General features: G+C 64.8%; 18 protein-coding genes, 1 tRNA gene and 1 riboswitch. Of the genes, 9 read left to right on the top strand and 10 right to left on the bottom strand.

The features are described from left to right. Positions 1–121: 121 nt before the first annotated feature. Positions 122–985 (bottom strand): winged helix-turn-helix domain-containing protein, encoded by an 864-nt coding sequence (locus tag F8G81_RS04120; protein ID WP_267277755.1) that lies wholly within the window; start codon positions 983–985, stop codon positions 122–124. 723 nt (positions 986–1708) lie between these two features. Between F8G81_RS04120 and F8G81_RS04115 the strand changes: the two genes are divergently transcribed. The 4 genes from F8G81_RS04115 to F8G81_RS04100 all read left to right on the top strand — a co-directional run bounded on the left by F8G81_RS04115 (position 1709) and on the right by F8G81_RS04100 (position 5549). Further along, a complete protein-coding gene (locus tag F8G81_RS04115) occupies positions 1709–2449 on the top strand; it encodes a response regulator transcription factor (RefSeq protein WP_267277754.1) in 741 nt (246 codons plus the stop codon). An 87-nt stretch (positions 2450–2536) separates the two neighbouring features. After that, positions 2537–4000, top strand: coding sequence for a sensor histidine kinase (locus tag F8G81_RS04110; protein WP_267279117.1), 1464 nt, complete (start codon positions 2537–2539; stop codon positions 3998–4000). A 104-nt stretch (positions 4001–4104) separates the two neighbouring features. Beyond that, positions 4105–4279: riboswitch (cyclic di-AMP (ydaO/yuaA leader) on the top strand. Positions 4280–4284: 5 nt separating this feature from the next. After that, positions 4285–5028: a hypothetical protein gene (locus F8G81_RS04105; RefSeq protein WP_267277753.1), complete on the top strand. Its 744-nt coding sequence runs from the start codon at positions 4285–4287 to the stop codon at positions 5026–5028. A 77-nt stretch (positions 5029–5105) separates the two neighbouring features. After that, positions 5106–5549 carry a YdeI/OmpD-associated family protein gene (locus F8G81_RS04100; RefSeq protein ID WP_267277752.1) on the top strand — a complete coding sequence of 148 codons (444 nt, stop codon included), beginning with the start codon at positions 5106–5108 and terminating at the stop codon, positions 5547–5549. Here F8G81_RS04100 and F8G81_RS04095 read toward each other — a convergent pair. The 3 genes from F8G81_RS04095 to F8G81_RS04085 are packed head-to-tail and all read right to left on the bottom strand — an operon-like array spanning position 5530 to position 7759. Further along, positions 5530–6210 carry an HAD-IA family hydrolase gene (locus F8G81_RS04095; RefSeq protein ID WP_267277751.1) on the bottom strand — a complete coding sequence of 227 codons (681 nt, stop codon included), beginning with the start codon at positions 6208–6210 and terminating at the stop codon, positions 5530–5532. The two genes, F8G81_RS04100 and F8G81_RS04095, sit on opposite strands and share 20 nt — an antisense overlap. Positions 6211–6253: 43 nt before the next feature. Continuing rightward, positions 6254–6889: a uracil phosphoribosyltransferase gene (gene upp / locus F8G81_RS04090; protein ID WP_267277750.1), complete on the bottom strand. Its 636-nt coding sequence runs from the start codon at positions 6887–6889 to the stop codon at positions 6254–6256. A 12-nt stretch (positions 6890–6901) separates the two neighbouring features. Then, complete coding sequence (locus tag F8G81_RS04085; protein ID WP_267277749.1) at positions 6902–7759, bottom strand: phosphatase PAP2 family protein; 858 nt, start codon at positions 7757–7759, stop codon at positions 6902–6904. Between the two features lie 32 nt (positions 7760–7791). On the opposite strand from F8G81_RS04085, the gene F8G81_RS04080 reads away from it, so the two are divergent. Continuing rightward, positions 7792–8298 carry a nucleoside deaminase gene (locus tag F8G81_RS04080; RefSeq protein ID WP_267277748.1) on the top strand — a complete coding sequence of 169 codons (507 nt, stop codon included), beginning with the start codon at positions 7792–7794 and terminating at the stop codon, positions 8296–8298. A 6-nt stretch (positions 8299–8304) separates the two neighbouring features. On the opposite strand, the gene F8G81_RS04075 is transcribed toward F8G81_RS04080, so the two are convergent. Genes F8G81_RS04075 through F8G81_RS04065 form a run of 3 tightly spaced genes read right to left on the bottom strand, consistent with a single transcriptional unit; the run spans position 8305 to position 10912 of the window. Continuing rightward, complete coding sequence (locus F8G81_RS04075) at positions 8305–9456, bottom strand: glycosyltransferase family 4 protein (RefSeq protein WP_267277747.1); 1152 nt, start codon at positions 9454–9456, stop codon at positions 8305–8307. Positions 9457–9460: 4 nt separating this feature from the next. Continuing rightward, complete coding sequence (locus tag F8G81_RS04070; RefSeq protein WP_267277746.1) at positions 9461–9856, bottom strand: 6-pyruvoyl trahydropterin synthase family protein; 396 nt, start codon at positions 9854–9856, stop codon at positions 9461–9463. A gap of 3 nt (positions 9857–9859) precedes the next feature. Beyond that, positions 9860–10912: a dehydrogenase gene (locus tag F8G81_RS04065; RefSeq protein ID WP_267277745.1), complete on the bottom strand. Its 1053-nt coding sequence runs from the start codon at positions 10910–10912 to the stop codon at positions 9860–9862. A 159-nt stretch (positions 10913–11071) separates the two neighbouring features. On the opposite strand from F8G81_RS04065, the gene F8G81_RS04060 reads away from it, so the two are divergent. After that, positions 11072–11158: transfer RNA gene (locus F8G81_RS04060), tRNA-Ser, on the top strand. A gap of 87 nt (positions 11159–11245) precedes the next feature. Here the strand turns inward: F8G81_RS04060 and F8G81_RS04055 are convergent. The 3 genes from F8G81_RS04055 to F8G81_RS04045 all read right to left on the bottom strand — a co-directional run bounded on the left by F8G81_RS04055 (position 11246) and on the right by F8G81_RS04045 (position 13818). Next, positions 11246–12778, bottom strand: a complete 1533-nt coding sequence (locus tag F8G81_RS04055) for a flotillin family protein (protein ID WP_267277744.1) — start codon at positions 12776–12778, stop codon at positions 11246–11248. Between the two features lie 224 nt (positions 12779–13002). Beyond that, positions 13003–13218, bottom strand: coding sequence for a hypothetical protein (locus F8G81_RS04050; protein ID WP_267277743.1), 216 nt, complete (start codon positions 13216–13218; stop codon positions 13003–13005). 258 nt (positions 13219–13476) lie between these two features. Further along, a complete protein-coding gene (locus tag F8G81_RS04045) occupies positions 13477–13818 on the bottom strand; it encodes a hypothetical protein (protein WP_267277742.1) in 342 nt (113 codons plus the stop codon). A 427-nt stretch (positions 13819–14245) separates the two neighbouring features. On the opposite strand from F8G81_RS04045, the gene F8G81_RS04040 reads away from it, so the two are divergent. The 3 genes from F8G81_RS04040 (at position 14246) to F8G81_RS04030 (ending at position 16895) form a co-directional block, all read left to right on the top strand. After that, positions 14246–15322 (top strand): NAD(P)H-dependent flavin oxidoreductase, encoded by a 1077-nt coding sequence (locus F8G81_RS04040; RefSeq protein WP_267277741.1) that lies wholly within the window; start codon positions 14246–14248, stop codon positions 15320–15322. A 99-nt stretch (positions 15323–15421) separates the two neighbouring features. Then, positions 15422–16051, top strand: a complete 630-nt coding sequence (locus F8G81_RS04035) for a hypothetical protein (protein WP_267277740.1) — start codon at positions 15422–15424, stop codon at positions 16049–16051. 85 nt (positions 16052–16136) lie between these two features. Continuing rightward, a complete protein-coding gene (locus F8G81_RS04030; protein WP_267277739.1) occupies positions 16137–16895 on the top strand; it encodes a YcnI family protein in 759 nt (252 codons plus the stop codon). The last annotated feature ends 125 nt before the right edge of the window (positions 16896–17020 follow it).

Raw genomic sequence — 17020 nt, 5'->3', positions numbered from 1 at the left:
AGCGGGGCATCCTGAAAGCGCCGTTGTTGCGTGAGGAACGAGCGCAGGCGCCGAAGGATGTCCCGCGAAAGCGGAAGCGCCCGCCCCACAGGGACAGGCGCTTTCGTGCGCAGCTAAGGAGCTAGATCGAGTATTCCGGAGCGGCCCAGACCACTACTTCCGGGTGCTCGTAGAACCGGTAGCCCTGGCCGCGGACCGTGCGCACGGTGTTGGCGAGGCGGCCCAGCTTGGAGCGGAGACGGCGGATGTGGACGTCAATGGTGCGCTCGTTGGGAACCTCTTCGGCGTTGCGCCACAGGCCTTCGAGCAGCTCGTCGCGGCCCACGGTGCGGGTGCCGTTCTCGACGAGGTAGTTCAGGAGTTCGAACTCCTTGAATGTCAGGTTCAGGGATTCGCCGTCCAGGTGGACTTCGCGGCGGGCCAGGTCAATCAGGACGCCGGACGGACGGGGGTCCTGGGGCTGCTGGAGCCGGGCTGTTTCGGTACGCTGCCGTGCGTTCACGGTGGGGTCACCGAAGGTGGAGCGGACGACGTCGAGCGCGGAACCCGGGGTGCTGGCCGGCGCCACTGCAACAGCTGCATAGCTCTCGGCACCTGAAACCAGGGACTGGGCGTAGGCGCGGATTTCCTGGGCGAGCTTGGCGATGGACGTTCCGGCAGCCGCGGCAGTTTCCTCGTCGATGCCCATGTACAGGACAAATCCCCTGGCCACGTTGTCGTTGGCTACGGGCCGGACGGTGTTGGGGCCTGCCACCACGGGAGTGGGAGCGGTCATGGGTGAAGCGTCAGGCTGCACGGCGCGGAGCTGTCCGTAGGAGTTGGGGTTGTAGCCCTGGGGGGCGTAACCGGGAGCCGGGAAGCTGGCGCCGGGGGCTGCCGGGGCGAGCGCGGGGCGAGCGCCGAAGCCCTGGCGGAGGCCGGCAGGCTGGCCCGGCTTGCTGGCGTTACGGACAGAGATGTGGACGTATCCGGATGCAACTGACATGAATGCTTACCTCAATGTGAATGGCCGTCATCGCGGCTCGAATGCTTGGATCCCCGCAATGAGATCAGGGGAGGGGCGCCCGACGCTGGGCTGGGGGGCGAATGCCTAAGAACTTCTGGGGATGGGAAGGTCAGGCGTGCATTCGACAACAGCGCATGTTGACAGCAGCGGGTGTGCCGGGCCAATAATCTGCGTCTGCAGGTGCTGTTGAGTACTTGTTCACAATTAGAAGTGTGCAACGTAACAATACGAACTTGCAAGTAACAATGGACGAGATGTTCCACATACTGAGACAAAATCCGCGAATGTGTTCCAGATCACGATTCTAAAGACCGAATAAAATAACAGATGTTATCCCGAACGGACGGTCAAAAAACCCTGTTGAGGAAATTTTATTCGATGAATTCCGGGAAAAATCAGAAACGATTCATTGCCCGGGGATTTGCTGAAATTACCACCCCGCTTTCCCCATCATGTCCAGCCGTGCCGAAATCTGGACAAAAAAGTTTCCCGGAAAGCCGCCGGCCGCCCGCCCGGGCCCGGACCACCGTCCCTGGCCACTCCCGCGGAACGCCTACCGGGATCCTCTCGAGGAACCCGGCGGGATATAAGGAAACGCCGCTCCGGTCCCTTCACCGCCGTCCAGCTCGCTAGGGTGGGATTCACAGCTTGCGCACAGGAAGCCCATAGCGCGGGCCAACCCCGAGACCGGAGAGTTGTTCCATGGCCACTTCGCATTCCATGACCAACAATCTTCCCCAGCTCACCCACCCGGACGGCTCACCCATCCGCGCCCTCGTGGTGGATGACGAACCCAGCCTCTCCGAGCTTATGAGCATGGGACTGCGCATGGCCGGCTGGTCTGTTGCCGTCGCCGCGGACGGCCCGGAGGCCGTCAAACTCGCCAAGGAGTTCCGGCCGGACGTCCTGGTGCTGGACGTGATGCTGCCGGGGTTCGACGGCGTTGAGCTGCTCACCAGGATCCGCGCGTTCGCGCCGGTGGTGCCTGCGCTGTTCCTGACCGCCAAGGACGCTGTCCAGGACCGGATCCTTGGGCTGGCTGCCGGCGGGGATGACTACGTCACCAAACCCTTCAGTATGGAAGAAGTACTGCTCAGGCTGCACCGGCTGGTGCAGCGCTCCGGGGTTGCCGCGATGGACACCGCCGAACTGGTGGTGGGCGACCTTGTCCTGAACGTGGACACCCGCGAGGTGACGCGGGCCGGCGACGAACTCCACCTCACCGCCACACAGTTCGAGCTTCTCCGTTACCTCATGGAAAACCCCAGGCGGGTCATCAGCAAGGCCCAGATCCTTGACCGGGTGTGGGACTACGACTTCGGCGGGCAGGCCAACATTGTGGAGCTCTATATCTCCTACCTCCGCAAGAAGGTGGATGCGGTGCACCCGCCCATGATCCATACCGTGCGCGGGGCCGGTTACGTCATCAAGCCTGCGGACTAGGCGGTGTCCTTGCCCTCGCACTCATCCTCGTCCGCATCGGCAGCGGGACCGGCACCGGCACCGGCACCCAAGGATGACCGCAACTGGCTGAGGCCCGGCACCTGGCACCTGCGCACCCGGCTGGTTCTGCTGGCCATGGCCCTCCTGGTTGCCATCTGCGGTGCCGTGGGCCTGTTCACCTACGCGTCCATGGATTCATTCCTCACCCGCCAGCTCGATGACCAGCTCAGCCAGGCGGCGGAACGCTCCAACGCTCCCGGCAGGCCGCCGATGGGCGGCTTCAATGGCGGGCGTGATCCCCTTGACGCCCGGGGACAGAGCGTTGGCACCCTCAATGCCCGCATCCTCGGCGGGCAGGTCAACAGTGCCGGCTTCCTCGCCTCAGACACCACCCGCGCACCACTCTCCACCCGAGACAAAGAGGTCCTGCTGACCTTGGCACGCAACGGGGATCCGGTGGACCGGACGTTGTCCAACGGCAACTACAGGCTGGTGGCCGAGGAAACCTCGTTCGGCGATGTCCTGGTCACGGGACTCCCCCTGGCCGGCAAGGAAAGCACCCTGTCATCGCTGGTGTGGACCTTTGTCTTTGTGTCTCTGGGCGGCCTGGTGCTTATCGGACTGGCAGGAACTGTGCTGATCCGGCGCACCATGCAACCGCTGGAACAGCTCTCCGAAGTTGCCACCCGCGTTTCCCGGCTTCCCCTCGACGCCGGCGAGGTAGCCCTCGCGGTGCGGGTCCCGCCGTCGAACGCCAATCCCCGGACTGAAGTGGGCAGCGTCGGGCATGCCCTCAACCTCATGCTGGACAACGTAGCCCGGGCATTGGAGGCCAGGCAGCAGAGCGAAACCAAAGTGCGGCAGTTCGTCGCCGATGCCTCACATGAACTCCGCACCCCGTTGACAGCCATCCGCGGTTACACCGAACTGATGCGGATGACCGAGGACTTCACTCCGGACGGCCAGAAGTCGCTGGCCCGGGTGCAGAGCCAGTCCGAACGGATGACCACCCTGGTGGAGGACCTGCTCCTGCTCGCCAGGCTGGACGCAGGCCAGTCCCTGAAGCTTGCCGAGGTTGACCTCACGCAACTGGTCATCGAGACCGTCAGCGACGAGAAGGTCATCGCTCCTGCCCACAACTGGCACCTGGAACTCCCCGACGAGCCCGTGCTGGTCAACGGCGATGCGCCGCAGCTTCGCCAGGTGCTGGTGAACCTGCTTTCCAATGCCCGCAAGCACACGGCCCCCGGCACCACTGTTGTCACCGGGGTCACGACGTCGCCTGACGGCAGCGCCGTCGTAACGGTAACGGACGACGGCGGTGGCATCCCGACGGAGTTCCTGGACCAGGTTTTCTCCCGGTTCGCCCGCGCAGACGCGTCCCGTGCGGGCAACGCACCTGGATCAGGTCCCGCGGCTTCGGAAGGAACCAGCGGACTGGGCTTGGCGATAGTCCAGTCAATCGTGGAGGCGCACGGCGGAACGGTAACGGTGAGGTCACAACCGGGCTTCACCGAGTTCAGCTTGCGACTTCCCATCATTGCCCGCTAAGCGCAAGCCAACACACCGTCGTCGTGATCTCTGTTACCTAAATGTGACTTAAGCGGCAGTCTCCTGTACCGTCGATGGGGTGCGGTTCCCGTTCGGGCCGTATATTCCGGATGACGCCAAGCTCTGCCGCTTCCCGGATTCTTCTTGACCAGGCAGAGGCGGGGGACCCACAGTCCCGGGCAGTGAATGCCCTTGGGGTTAAGCCAGCACGTGATTTTCCGTGTGGCCGGATGCCCTCATCCGAACCCGACAGCTAACTCCGCAGGTGTGAGAGGCGATCCATCATGTCTGAATTCAAGGTAGAACCACGCCCTAAAACCGGGCAGTCCGAATCCCACGGCCGTCACAAGCTCCGCCTGACGGTGGCAGCCTGGCCCGCCGCCACCATGTCCAGGCTGGCAAAAATACCCTCCCTGGGCAAGCGCACAGCCGTTCTTGTCACCGCCGGTGCATTGCTGGTGGGAGTCGGCGCCGCCGGCCAGGCGTCCGAATCCATCACCCGGGTGTCGGCCGTCGAGTCCCAATCCGCCCCCGCCGCAGCTCCCGCTGACTCCGATTTGAGCGTCGAGAAGACCGAGGTCCAGGCGCCGCCCGCTCCCGCTCCCGCCCCTGCCGAGGTTGCTCCGCCGGCACCAGCGCCTGCCCCCGAGCCCGCACCGGCACCCGCCCCGGCGCCGGCCCCGGCGCCCGAGCCTGCTCCTGCGCCTGTTGTTGCCGTCAATGATCCCGCGGGAGCCCAGGCCTACGCGGCCAGCCAGCTGGGATCGTATGGCTGGGCACCTGACCAGATGCAGTGCCTCAAGACGCTCTGGACCAAGGAGTCCGACTGGACCACCACGGCGATGAACCCGAGCAGCGGGGCGTACGGCATTGTCCAGTCACTGCCCGCCGAGAAAATGGCGAGCGCCGGTGGAGATTACCTCACCAACTACCGCACGCAGATCAACTGGGGCCTGAACTACATCCAGGAGCGCTACCAGTCACCATGTGGTGCCCTGAACTTCCACCTGTCGAACAACTGGTACTAGGCAACCGGCAGGTTTTGGCCCGCTCAAAACAAGTGGCTTTCTGGTGACACCCAGGGCCGGGGCGGGATACTGGGACCATGAAATTCACCACCACCATCCTGGGCAGCGGCAACAAGGCGGCCATTGAGGTTCCGGAGGAAGTTGTCGGCGCGCTGGGCGCCGGCAGGAAGCCGCCGGTGGTGGTGACCATCAACGGCAAAAGCTACCGCAGCAGCATCGCCGTGATGGGCGGGCAGAACATGGTTGGAGTGAGCACCGCCAACCGGGAACTCACCGGGGTTTCGGCCGGCGACACCGTTGAGGTGGACGTTGAGCTGGACACGCAGCCCCGCGTCATCGAGGTTCCGGACGATCTTGCCGCCGCCCTCGCTGCCGAACCCGAGGCGCAGGCATTCTATGCCACGCTGAACTACAGCACCCAGCGGCGGTACGTTGAACCGCTGGCGGAGGCGAAGACGGCGGAAACCAGGGCCCGCCGGATAGCCAAGGTGGTGTCAGACCTCAAAGCCGGAAAGAAATGACCCTCGCGCCCGCTGCGTCTGTTTCCACGGCAACCGAAACGTCGCTGTAGTCGGAAATGTGCAGCACGCCGTCCGGCAGCGGACCGGTGTTCGGGCCCACCGCCACCGTGCGGATGCCCGCAGCCAGCCCGGCAGCAATTCCGGCAGGCGCATCCTCGAACACCAGGGCATCCGAAGGTTCCACTCCCAGGAGTCCGGCGGCCTGCAGGTAACCCTCAGGATGGGGCTTGCCCCTGGTCACCAGCTCGGCGGTAACGGCGGTGGCGGGCATGGCAAGGCCAGCGGCCTCCATGCGGATGTCCGCCAGGATACGGTCGGCCGAGGTCACCAGCGCCACGGCGTCGCCGGGAAGTATTCGCAGCAGCTCAGCGGCTCCGGGCAAAGCAACAATGCCTGCCGTCCGGACACGTTCGGCAGCGCCGAGTTCGGCGGTGAGGGCCACCACGTCGGCTCCCGCCGGGGCAAAACGCCGCACCGTGTCGCCCGCCTGGACGCCATGGGATGTGCGCAGGATCTCGGCAAAGTCCAGCCCGTAGCGGGCGGAAAACTCGCTCCACACCTGTTCCACAATGGCGGTCGAATCCACCAATGTTCCGTCCATGTCAAAGAGCACGGCGCGGCAGGTGAGGGTGCGGGTATCGGCAGGCGTGGGAATGGTCATGCCTCAATCCTGCCCCATATGCGTTCGGCGGCTAACCCGAACGCTAGCCGGCGATGCCGTACAGCCGGTCCCCCGCGTCTCCGAGCCCCGGGACGATATAGGACTTCTCGTTCAGCTTCTCGTCGATGGAAGCCAGGACAATGGTCACGTTGGCGTCGGAGAGTTCCTCCTCCAGCTTCGCCAGGCCTTCCGGGGCGGCCAGGAGGCAGATGCAGGTGACGTCTGAGGCGCCGCGCTTGAACAGGAACTTGATGGCCTCGCGCAGGGTGCCGCCGGTGGCCAGCATGGGATCCAGCACAAAAATCTGCCGGCCAGTGAGGTTCTCCGGGAGCCGCTCGGCATAAGTGATGATGTCAAGGGTTTCCTCGTCCCTGGCCATGCCCAGGAAGCCCACTTCCGCCGTCGGAACCAGCTTCGTCATGCCCTCCAGCATGCCGAGGCCTGCGCGGAGGATGGGGACAACCAGCGGAGTCGGCTTGGTAAACGCGGTACCAACTGCGGTACTGACCGGCGTCTCAATGGTGACGGGCTGGGTGCGGACTTCGCGGGTGGCCTCGTAGGCGAGGAGCGTCACCAGCTCTTCCGTCAGCTGCCGGAAAACAGGGGACGGTGTGTTCTTGTCCCGCAGGACGGTGAGCTTATGGGCGACCAGCGGGTGGTCCACAACGAGAGTGCGCATTGGTCAAAACTATCACCCGGCAGAAGAGCCTTTGCCCGGAGAACCGGTGCCTGCGCCGCGCTCCGCCGAGTCTTCCGTGACAGGTTCGTCGCCGCTGTGGTCCTCCCGGAGGGCGGGATGTTCAAACGTGGGCGCCGGGCCGGCATGTTCGCGTTTCCGGGTCAGGTGGAACAGCCGGTGCGCCAAGATCACCAGCGCCATCCAGGCAAGCCCCAGGAACCAGGCGGCCAGGACATCGGTCATCCAGTGATGGCCCAGGAAGACCCGGCTCAGGCCCATGGCGATGATAAAAAGCGCACCGGCGGTGATGGCCGTGATGCGCACCCACAGGACCTCAAACTGCAGGCACATGATGTACACCAGGACTCCGATGACCACCGTGGTGTTGAGGGTGTGCCCGCTGGGGAAGGACGGGGAGGTTTCGTAGGGCGGGACAGCCTCCGAATGGTCCGGGCGGGTCCGGCCCACCAGGCGCTTGCCCACGGTCGTGGCCAGGGTTGACACCGCTGCCGCGCCGCCCACCAGGATGATGGGCCGCCAGGTCCGGCTCAGGAAGGTCAGCCAGGCCGTCAGGACGCTTGCCACGATGGGCATCCCGATTCCGCCGCCAACGTTGGTGAACGCCGTTACGCCCGCGTTCAAGTCCGAGGTCCGCAGTTGCTGGGACAGTTCCAGGGCGGGCAGGTCCAGGGATGCCAGGCCCTCATCGTCCACCACGTTGGCGTATACCTCGGCACCCAGCAAGGCTAAAGTGACCACCAGGGCGCCACCCACCAGAAGCGTGATCCACAAGGCAGCGTACGGCAAAACCCATAGTGCAAAGCGGTCTTTGAGGGTGTCCACGGTGCCTCCCGACGTAGGTGCTTGCAAGCCTGGATATCCTTCGAAACTATCATTGAGCCATGGTCCCCGCACAAAAGAAATACAGCGAGTGGATGGGCCTTGCCCTGGCAGAGGCCAGGCGGGCACTCGCCACCGAGGATGTGCCGATTGGCGCCGTGGTGATAGGGCCTGACGGCGCGGTGCTGGGTTCGGGGCGGAACCAGCGGGAGGCCCTCGGAGACCCCACCGCCCACGCCGAGATCGTCGCAATTCGCCAGGCGGCTGACCGGCTGCGGGAACTCTCCCTGCACGACGGCGGTACCGCGGACGGCTGGCGGCTGGCGGACTGCACGCTGGTGGTCACCCTGGAACCATGCGCCATGTGCGCAGGTGCAGTGGTGCTGGCCCGGATCCCCCGGGTGGTTTTTGGCGCGTGGGATGAGAAGGCGGGCGCGGCAGGCTCAGTGTTTGACGTGCTCCGGGAGCGCCGCCTCAACCATTGGGTAGAGGTTTACGCGGGTGTCCGGGAGGACGAATGCGGTGCGCTGCTCAGGGAATTCTTCGCCGGGCACCGCACCCGACTCTAGCCAGCGTCAGTCTTCCCCGGGTGCCGCCACGGTTTCCAGCACCGTCCGGGCTGTGGCTTCCCACCCCGGCAAGCGTTCACGGGAGGCAAGCGCGGCCGCCCGCCAGGCGGCGCGGAGCCTCGGTTCCTCCAGCCATTCCCGGATGGCAGCGGCCAGCGGCTCCGGGTTGGTGGCTGTCAGAGTTCCGGCTTCGAGCGTCTGGAGGTCGGGGGTGCTGGGTGGGCCGACGGCGGCGCCGGGCAGTGCGGTGCCGGGCAGTGCGGTACTGGGGAGTGCGCCGCTGGCGCCATTGGTCTCCCCTGCAGCGCGGGCTGCGAGCGTCAGCGCCTCCATGGCCCCTGTTCCCTCCCGAACAATGACGGGTATGCCACGGGCGAGGGATTCGGTGACCACCATCCCGAAAGCTTCGGCCCGGGACACCAGCAGGCTCAGGTCGGCCCTGTTCCATTCGTCGTCCAGTGGCTCTCCCGTCAGCTGGCCTGTAATCTGCAGCCGGTCTTGGAGCCCGCGGGCAGCGACGGCCGCCCGCACAAGCTCCGCGTACTCCGGATCGGCGCTGTCAGAACCCACAAACGACGCTGTCCATGCCAGGTCCTGAAGCCGTGCCAGGGCCTCCACGGTCAGCAGTTGATCCTTGTTGGCCAAGAGCGCCGCCACCACGATGATGTGCGGCGGGTCCGAGCCTTCCGCCACGGGCGCCGTGTCCGTTCCGGGCAGTGCAACGTAGCCCTCCGCCAGTCCGTGCAGGGACCTGATGGCGGCAGCGGTGGAACTGCTGGTGCTGATCACTCCGGCGGCTGCACGCAGGGCGCGGGCCTCGCTCTCCGGATGGCCGGCGGACGGCATGTGCAGCAGAACCCATGCCGGCCTTCGGGCAGCAGCTGCATACTCGAGTTCGTCCGGAGCGCCCAAGGCGATCAGTCCGTCAACCATGGTGACCGATCCCGGGGTGGCTTCCGCGGAAGACTCCCAGGTTCCCAAAAGGCTCCCCAGCCGCCGTCGTTCCTTTGCGCTGGCTGCCGGCCAGGAACCCTCCACCGCCAGCACCTCAACCCGGGCGCCCAGCGTCCTCAACCCTTGCACGAGCCGGGCGTTATAGGCATTGCCGCCGGAGTGGTGACGGATATTGGCGGGCACCAGGAGACGGAGGCTGAGCACGGTATCAGCCGGCCATGTCCAGCGTGTAGGTTGCCCAGGCGTCCGGGTTTTCGCGCAGGGTGACGTCGATCCCGGCCAGTTCGCGGCCGTCGTCGTCGCCCTTAAGCTGTGCAGCGACGGACTGGGCGATGTACTCCGCGAGCGCCTCGGTGGTGGTGAGTTTGCCGTCGAAATCAGGATGCTCGTCCAGGTTGCGGTAGTTCAGCCCTGCCAGCACCCCCTCGATGATGGTGCCGGCCGCCCCGATGTCCAGCACGATAGCGTCCTGGTTCAGGGCCCGACGGCGGAAGGCCACCTCGGCCACGAAGGTTGCCCCGTGCAGGGCCTGGGCCGGGCCGAAAGCTTCACGCGGGAGGCTGTGGGCAATCATGAAATGGCGACGGACGGTCAGGCTGAACATGGGCTACCTCTTGTCTTCAGGGTCGGTGGCTTTTGCGGAGTCTGTGTTCTGCTGGGAGTCCCCGGCGCCGGGGTATTCGATCACGTGGCACAGTGCTTCCAGCTTCCCGTCGGCCAGGCTCTGCACCACGTCCGGCAGTTGGGCGAAAGGCGACGTGCCGGTAATAAATGCCTCAAACACCGGGTCCTGTAGCAGCGAGACGGCCAGGTCCAGCCGGTCGGCGGTGGTCCGGCGGTGGCGCCTGGCGCGGGACACCACCCCCACCTGGCTGGCGCGGATGGAGAGCCGGCGGGCGTGGAAGTCCTCGCCCAGCGGCAGCGTCACCTCACGGTTGGCGTACCAGGACATCTCAATGATGTCGCCTTCGTCGCCGGCCAGTTGCATGCTGCGTTCCAGGCCCTCCTGGGACGCCGAGCAGTGGAACACGATGTCGCAGTCGGCCAGCGCGTCATCCGGGTGGGCGAAGTCCACGCCGAGCCGGTCCGCGAGGTGCTTCCGTTCAGGATCCAGGTCCACCAGTTGGAGGCGGGACAGCGGGAAGGTACGCAGGAGGGTGGCCACCATGCCGCCCACCAGGCCGGCACCAACCACGGCGATCCGGTCGCCCAGCCGCGGGCCAGCCTCCCAGAGGGCATTCACGGCGGTTTCCACGGTGCCGGTCAGGACAGCGCGGCGGGCGGGAACGCCGTCGGGGATCCTGGTCAGGGCATCGGTGGCGGTAACGTACCTGTCCTGGTGCGGGTTCAGGCAGAACACCTTCTGGCCCACCCAGTCCTCGGGCCCCTGCTCCACCACACCCACCGACAGGTAGCCGAACTTCACGGGTGACGGAAACGAGCCCTCCTGGTGCGGGGCGCGCATCTCCTCGGCAACCCGCGGCGGGACCGAACATTTATGCACCACAATTTCGGTGCCCTTGCTGATCCCGGAATAGAGCGTTCGGACCAGAGCCTGGCCCGGCCCCAGGGCAGGCAGCTCCTCGGTGCGGAGTTCGCCATGCTCCGGACCCGTGGTCCAATATGCGGTTGCCTGCGCTGCTTCGCCTGATTTAGTCATCTTGCTTACGAATCTAGTCCCGCCCGGCTTTCCGGACAAAGCCTGACAGCGCGAACGGACACTTGTGGCCCCACTTCCGCCCGTGAACCTTGCCAGGCCTTAGCGGGGCAGGCTGCCGTTTTGGGGATGCGAGCCATGCTCCGGTAGCCTATATGGGTTGGTGACGTGTCCGAGCGGCCGAAGGTGCAACACTCGAAATGTTGTTTGGTGTCAAAGCCAACGTGGGTTCAAATCCCACCGTCACCGCGAATGGGTTTTCAAGAAAAGCCCAGCCATCATGACGAATTCCCCCGGACGGGCCTCTGTCCGGGGGAATTCGTCTTTTGGGGAGACTTACTCCGCTGATTCGTCCTTCAACGCCGCATTGACCACACCGGTGCGGGCCGGTTCTTTGATGGCACCATTTCCGGCGGCCGGGGTGTTTGCCGCCGGCGTTGAGGCGCCGAAGCCCTTAAGCATCTCGATCACGTCAAACCCGGTGGTGTCCTTGAGCATCTGCGCCGTCTGCTGAACACCAGAGGCAACGTTCCTGCTCATCTGGCCGGCGCCATCGTTGGAGATGACTGTCATGTTGCTGATGGCACTCATCGGGGCCGCGATTTCCTTAGCGATGGACGGCAGGACCTCCAGGAGCTTGTTCAGGATGGCGGCCTCATTGAACTCGCTGTACGCCTTGGCCTGAGCCTCGATGGCTTCAGCTTCGGCCCGGCCACGGAGGCCAATGACGTCAGCTTCTGCTATGCCCTTGGATTTGGTGACCTCAGCCTCGGCAAGGCCGCGAATCTTGTTGATCTCCGTCTCGGCGTTGCCCTTGGCGGTGTTGGCCGCTGCCAAGGCCTTCGCTTCAACCTCGTTGCCGGCGGCCTTGAGCTTACGGGTTTCCAATTCAGCGGCCGCTTCGACCTTGGTAGCTTCCGAGATGCGGGTACGGCGGGAAAGATCAGCCGCTGCTTCAGTTTCGACCTTGTACTTGGCAGCGTCTGCGGGCTTGCGGACCTCGATGTCGAGTTCCTTTTCACGAAGCTCCGCCTGGCGTGCCACCACCTGCTGATTCTTCAGGATGATCGCCTGCTGCTGGTCGGCATGGGCAAGCGGACCAGCGGCGTCAGCTTCGGCCTGGCGGGCATCCGTTTCCTGCTTCAGCTCGGCGCGGCGAAGAGCCAGCTTCTGCTCGGCTTCAGCGGTCTTCTGATCCGCGAGCGCCTTCGCTTCCGCGGCCTCACGCTGGGAGTTGGCTTCGGCAATGCTTGCGTTCCGTGCAACCAGGGCAGCCTCGGGACGCCCCAGGTTCTTCAGGTAGCCGCCGGCGTCGTCAACAGACTTGATCTGGAAGGTGTCGATCACCAGACCCTGGTTGGTCATGGAGTGCTCGGCTTCTTCCTTCACTGATGCTGCGAACTGCGCGCGGTCCTTGATGATCGCATCAACGCTCAAGGTGCCCACGATGGAACGCAGTGAACCCGAGAGGGTTTCCTGCGTGTAGTGATCGATCGCGTCCTGCTGGTCAAGGAATCGCTGGGCTGCCTTGCGGACGGAGATCTTGTCACCGCCCACCTTCACCTGTGCAACGCCGGCCAGTTTGAGCTGGATACCGTTGTTGGAAATGGCTTCAATGGTGACTTCGACCTGGCGCGAGGACAGCGAGATATGGCTGACGCGTTCTGTGATCGGGTTAACGAAGGCCCGGTTGTTGATGATAACGCGGGACTGGTCATCGGACGTTTCATCGGTGGTGTTCGGGTCGCTCTTGCCGGTGATGAGCATGGCCTCATTCGGCTTGGCGAACCGGATGCTCGAAGTGTAAAAGATGAATCCCGCGATGAGCAGGGCCGCAAGTACGGCGCCGCCGATCAGCAATACTGTCATTGTTCCCCCTGTGTGATGTGTCAGACCGCCATGAACAGGCGCCGGTCCGATCCGTGAACGCCAGCGGGCACGTGTGGAAAGGGCACAGTTGTTGGGAACACAGTGTCGATTCACAGTCTCGCCAGGCGTTGTCCATCAAACCTTACGTGCAGTTGACGAGCGGCGGGCCCTCCCGGCGCGCAGGCACGACCGGAGCGGAGGCAGATAGACGACGCTAGGGGCAACTACTCCGGCTTCGGTGCGGCTCCAACATCCCGTGAAAGTGGAAGATCCATGAATTCGTACAGTTCATGCCAGGCGTTGTCCAGCCGCAGTTCGGCCAGGACAAGCTCCTCGCTGCCGGCTCCATGGCCGCCCTTGGCGTCCTCCCGCAACGCGATCAGATGGCGGTACAGCTCTTCCACTTGATCCAGCCGCGTCCTGAACTCGTCTTGAGCCATGGCTATTCAGTCTCCTTCAGATAACCCCAGATAAAACTGCAGCGGGCTCAGGAGCCCTGGTGGCCAGACCGGTAGCGGACCACTCCCGCCAGCAGTCCCAACATGGCAGCCAGGCTGCCGAGCATGATGGCTAAGCCTGAAAAGTATTCAATGATTGTCATGTGAGTGCACCTTTCGTCTCGCTGGTGCACTCACGGTAGCCATCCAAGCTCAGCCTTAGCCCATGGATGGCAGTGGATTTGCTCAAGATTGCTGTGGTCAGATCTTGTCTGTCTTGTCGTCACCCTTCAGGCCGCCCCGAAGGTTCTCCTGGACCTTGCCAAAGATGTCCTTGATGGTCGACTCGGTGTTCGTCAGCATGTCGGGCTGGAGGTAGACCAGCTGGCTGCCGGGAAGGCTGTAGCTGGACTGCAGGCCCCCACTGCCGTCCACGCCCTGCAGCGCGATGGTGACGCTGCCCTCTTTACGCGCTATTGCCGCGATTTTTCCGAAGACCAGCGTAAATTCGTCGGGCTCAAAACTGACAGTGTGCCCTACGTGGGTCCTGTTGAGCTCGCTGGCCGGCGTAGCTTTCTCGTTGCCCATCCCTGAGTAGTTCATGATGTTCTCCCTGAGGTAGGTGGCGGCTTACGCCAGCAGTCTAGCGCCGCTCCTTGGCCCCGCCTATAAGCCAGTTGGAGTCCGTTGGAGGCCTGCACAAACGTTCCCGCCGTGGCTGGTCACTTCCGCCATTGAGCGGACACAGGCTGTTGGGGTTGGATGAAATGGACCGGCCGGACGTGCCGGCAACCGAGCTTAGAGGAACAACCGTGACTTCAACGACGAATCGCGTCCGAGGCCCTGGCCGTTGGGACGATGTCCGGGTAGCCGAGGCTGTGATGGCGGGCAGAAGCGGCCAGGCCGCAGCCGCCTGCTGCCCCGAGGACTGCCACTACTGCTCAGGCCCGGAAACGGATTGAGTTGGGCGGGGGCCTCACCCCTGTAAGACTGGAACGGACATCCAGCCGCCAGGATCCGGAGTGACAACATGACGCCAGAACAGAATCTCTCCTCCCGCCCCAACCGGGCCACGGAACTGTTCCGAACAGAGGTGCCGGTGGTGCTGGGGCCCTTCGGCGGCGTCTCCTCCGTGCAGCTCACCGCTGCTGTCAGCGAGGGCGGCGGGCTTGGCTCATATGGCCTCTATGGATACGACGCCCAGGCCATCCACAAAACTGCGGCACAGCTTAAGGACGCCACGGCCAAGCCGTTCGCACTGAACCTGTGGGTACCCGACGGTACCGAGGACACGCCGCTCACAGCCGCTGCCTTCGACAGGTACGTCAGCATCCTCCGCCCTTACTTCGACGAACTGGACCTCCCGCTGCCGGAAATGCCGGCACGGTACCTTCCTGACTACGGCGAGCAGGTGGAGGCCACGCTGGAAGCGGGACCCGCCGTCGTGAGTTTTGTCTTTGGCGTCCCCGCCCCCGAGATCATCGAGGCGGCTCACCGGCGCGGAATCGTTGTGGTGGGCACCGCCACCACCGTGGCCGAAGCGGTGGCCCTGGAAACCGGCGGCGTGGATGCCGTGGTGGCCAGCGGCATGGAGTCGGGCGGCCACCGGGTCTCGTTCCTGAAGCCGGCGGAGGACTCCCTGGTGGGGACCTTCGCGCTGGTCCCGCAGGTGGCAGACTCCGTCCGAATCCCCGTCATCGCTGCCGGTGGCATCGCCGACCGGCGCGGGTTTGCGGCAGCCATGGCACTTGGCGCCGACGCTGTCCAGGTCGGCTCAGCCTTTCTGGCCACCAGGGAATCAGCCGCAGTTCCCGCCTACCGCGAAATCCTGCACAGCCCCGCTGCCCGGGAAACTGTGCTCACACGCGTCCTCAGCGGCCGGCTGGCCCGCGGCATCCCCAACCGCATCATTGCGGACCTTGATCCGGCGCGAATCGCACCATTCCCGGCCCAGAACTGGCTGACCGGCAGGTTCCGCCCGGAGGCAGCCGCCCAGGGCAACACGGAACTCATGTCGCTCTGGGCCGGACAGTCCGCGGCACTGATCCGGCACGACTCGGCCGCGGCCGTATTGGCCGAACTGCTCGCAGGCGGTACCTCTGCCTGATGGCCCATCCGGATGCCTTTGGGCTCCGAATGACCGGTAGAATTTGAAGGCTGCCTTCGAGGTGGCACCGGAAGACAGACAGCAAATAAGGGAGGATCCGTGCGCACCCACCGTGCCCGTGCTCCCTTTCACGTATTCCGTGCCGCCGCCCTTTCCACAGGCATCCTGACACTGGCGGCCGGTGCCCACGTGGCAGCCGGTGGCCAGCTCCCGGGCTTTGGCATCCTGCTGGCCGTGTTTGCCCTGACCGGGCTCGCCGCCACCAGCGCAACACGGCTCCGGCTGAACCTTCCGGCCATGATCGCAGTCCTGGGAACAGGACAGGTCATCCTGCATGAGGTTTTCACCGCCTTCAGCGGGCCGGCGCCGGCGGACGGCGGCACTGTGGCCGGCGCGCACGGCAGCCACTCTCCTGGTCTCGCTCCGCCTGTCCTCGAGGGTATGACCGGCCATCCCCATCAACTTGATTCCGCGGCCGGATTGGCGATGCTGCTGGCCCACGCCGTTGCCACCGCAGGATGCGCACTGCTGCTCGCCAAGGGCGAGTCCGCCCTTTGGGCCCTTGCCGCGTGGCTCGGCCCCCTTATCCAGCTCGCCCAAGCGGTAATGCCCGACGCCGGTCCCCCACCGGCGGTGACCCGTCCTGGGACGGTTCCATCCTCACCCCGCTGGCGGAATCTCAGGCAAGACAGCCGGCGCGGCCCGCCTTTCGCCGTCGCCCTCTCCTGACCGAGCCCGCACCGCAACGGTTTGACGGGTTTTACCGTATTTCCGCATGTCCGAATACCGGCGCATGCGACCGAAAGGCAATTCCATGAACACCCCCTTCCTTCGCCGTACCCTCACTGCCGCTGCAGCCGCAGGCGGCACCGCAGCCCTGCTGCTGGCCGCAGCGGCCGGCGCCTCCGCCCATGTGGGGATCACACCGGACAAGACCACAGCAAACTCGTACGCCCTGCTCACCTTCGGCATCCCGCACGGCTGCGACGAATCGGGAACCACCAAGGTGGCCATCACGCTGCCGGCTGAGCTCAACGACGCCCAACCCACGGTGAACCCCAACTGGACGGTGGAGAAAGTCACCGAACAGCTTGCTGAACCGCGGAAGCTGGCCGACGGCACCTCCATTACCAAGCGGACAAGCCAGATCGTGTATACGGCCAAGGCTCCGCTGCCCGACGAGCTCCGGGACGCGCTGGTCTTGTCACTGAAACTGCCCGATGCAGCCGGGACTACGCTCCACTTCCCTACCCTGCAGACATGTGAAACCGGGCAGACGGACTGGTCCGAGATCGCCAAGGACGGCCAGGACCCGCATTCGCTGAAGGCACCGGCACCTTCCATCACCATCACGGGCGCCGCCACGGAAGGGCATGAAGGCAGCGCGGCTCAAACGTCCCATACCGAACAGGCCTCTGTGGTGACGGACAGCGGAGTGGAAGCCCGCAGCTGGGCAAGCCTCGCAGCAGGTCTTGGCGGACTGGCATTGGGTGGCGTGGCCGTGGCACGTGGCTTCAGGCGCCCGGCCCGGGACAATGATCCGGCCGCGCTCAGCCAGCCTCCTGCCAAATAGCCGACTGCCAGGTACACGCCTGCTAATTTAGCCAGCCCCACGCACAGCAGATTTGATGCCCGGATCATCACGATCCGGGCATCAAATCACCATTCTTGCTCGTGGCATCGTTGACTCCTGCCACA

This window comes from Arthrobacter sp. CDRTa11 (assembly GCF_026427775.1).
Lineage (GTDB): Bacteria > Actinomycetota > Actinomycetes > Actinomycetales > Micrococcaceae > Arthrobacter.
The sequence above is the reverse complement of the archived record's forward strand: the minus strand, read 5'-3'. Positions and strand labels throughout refer to the sequence as shown.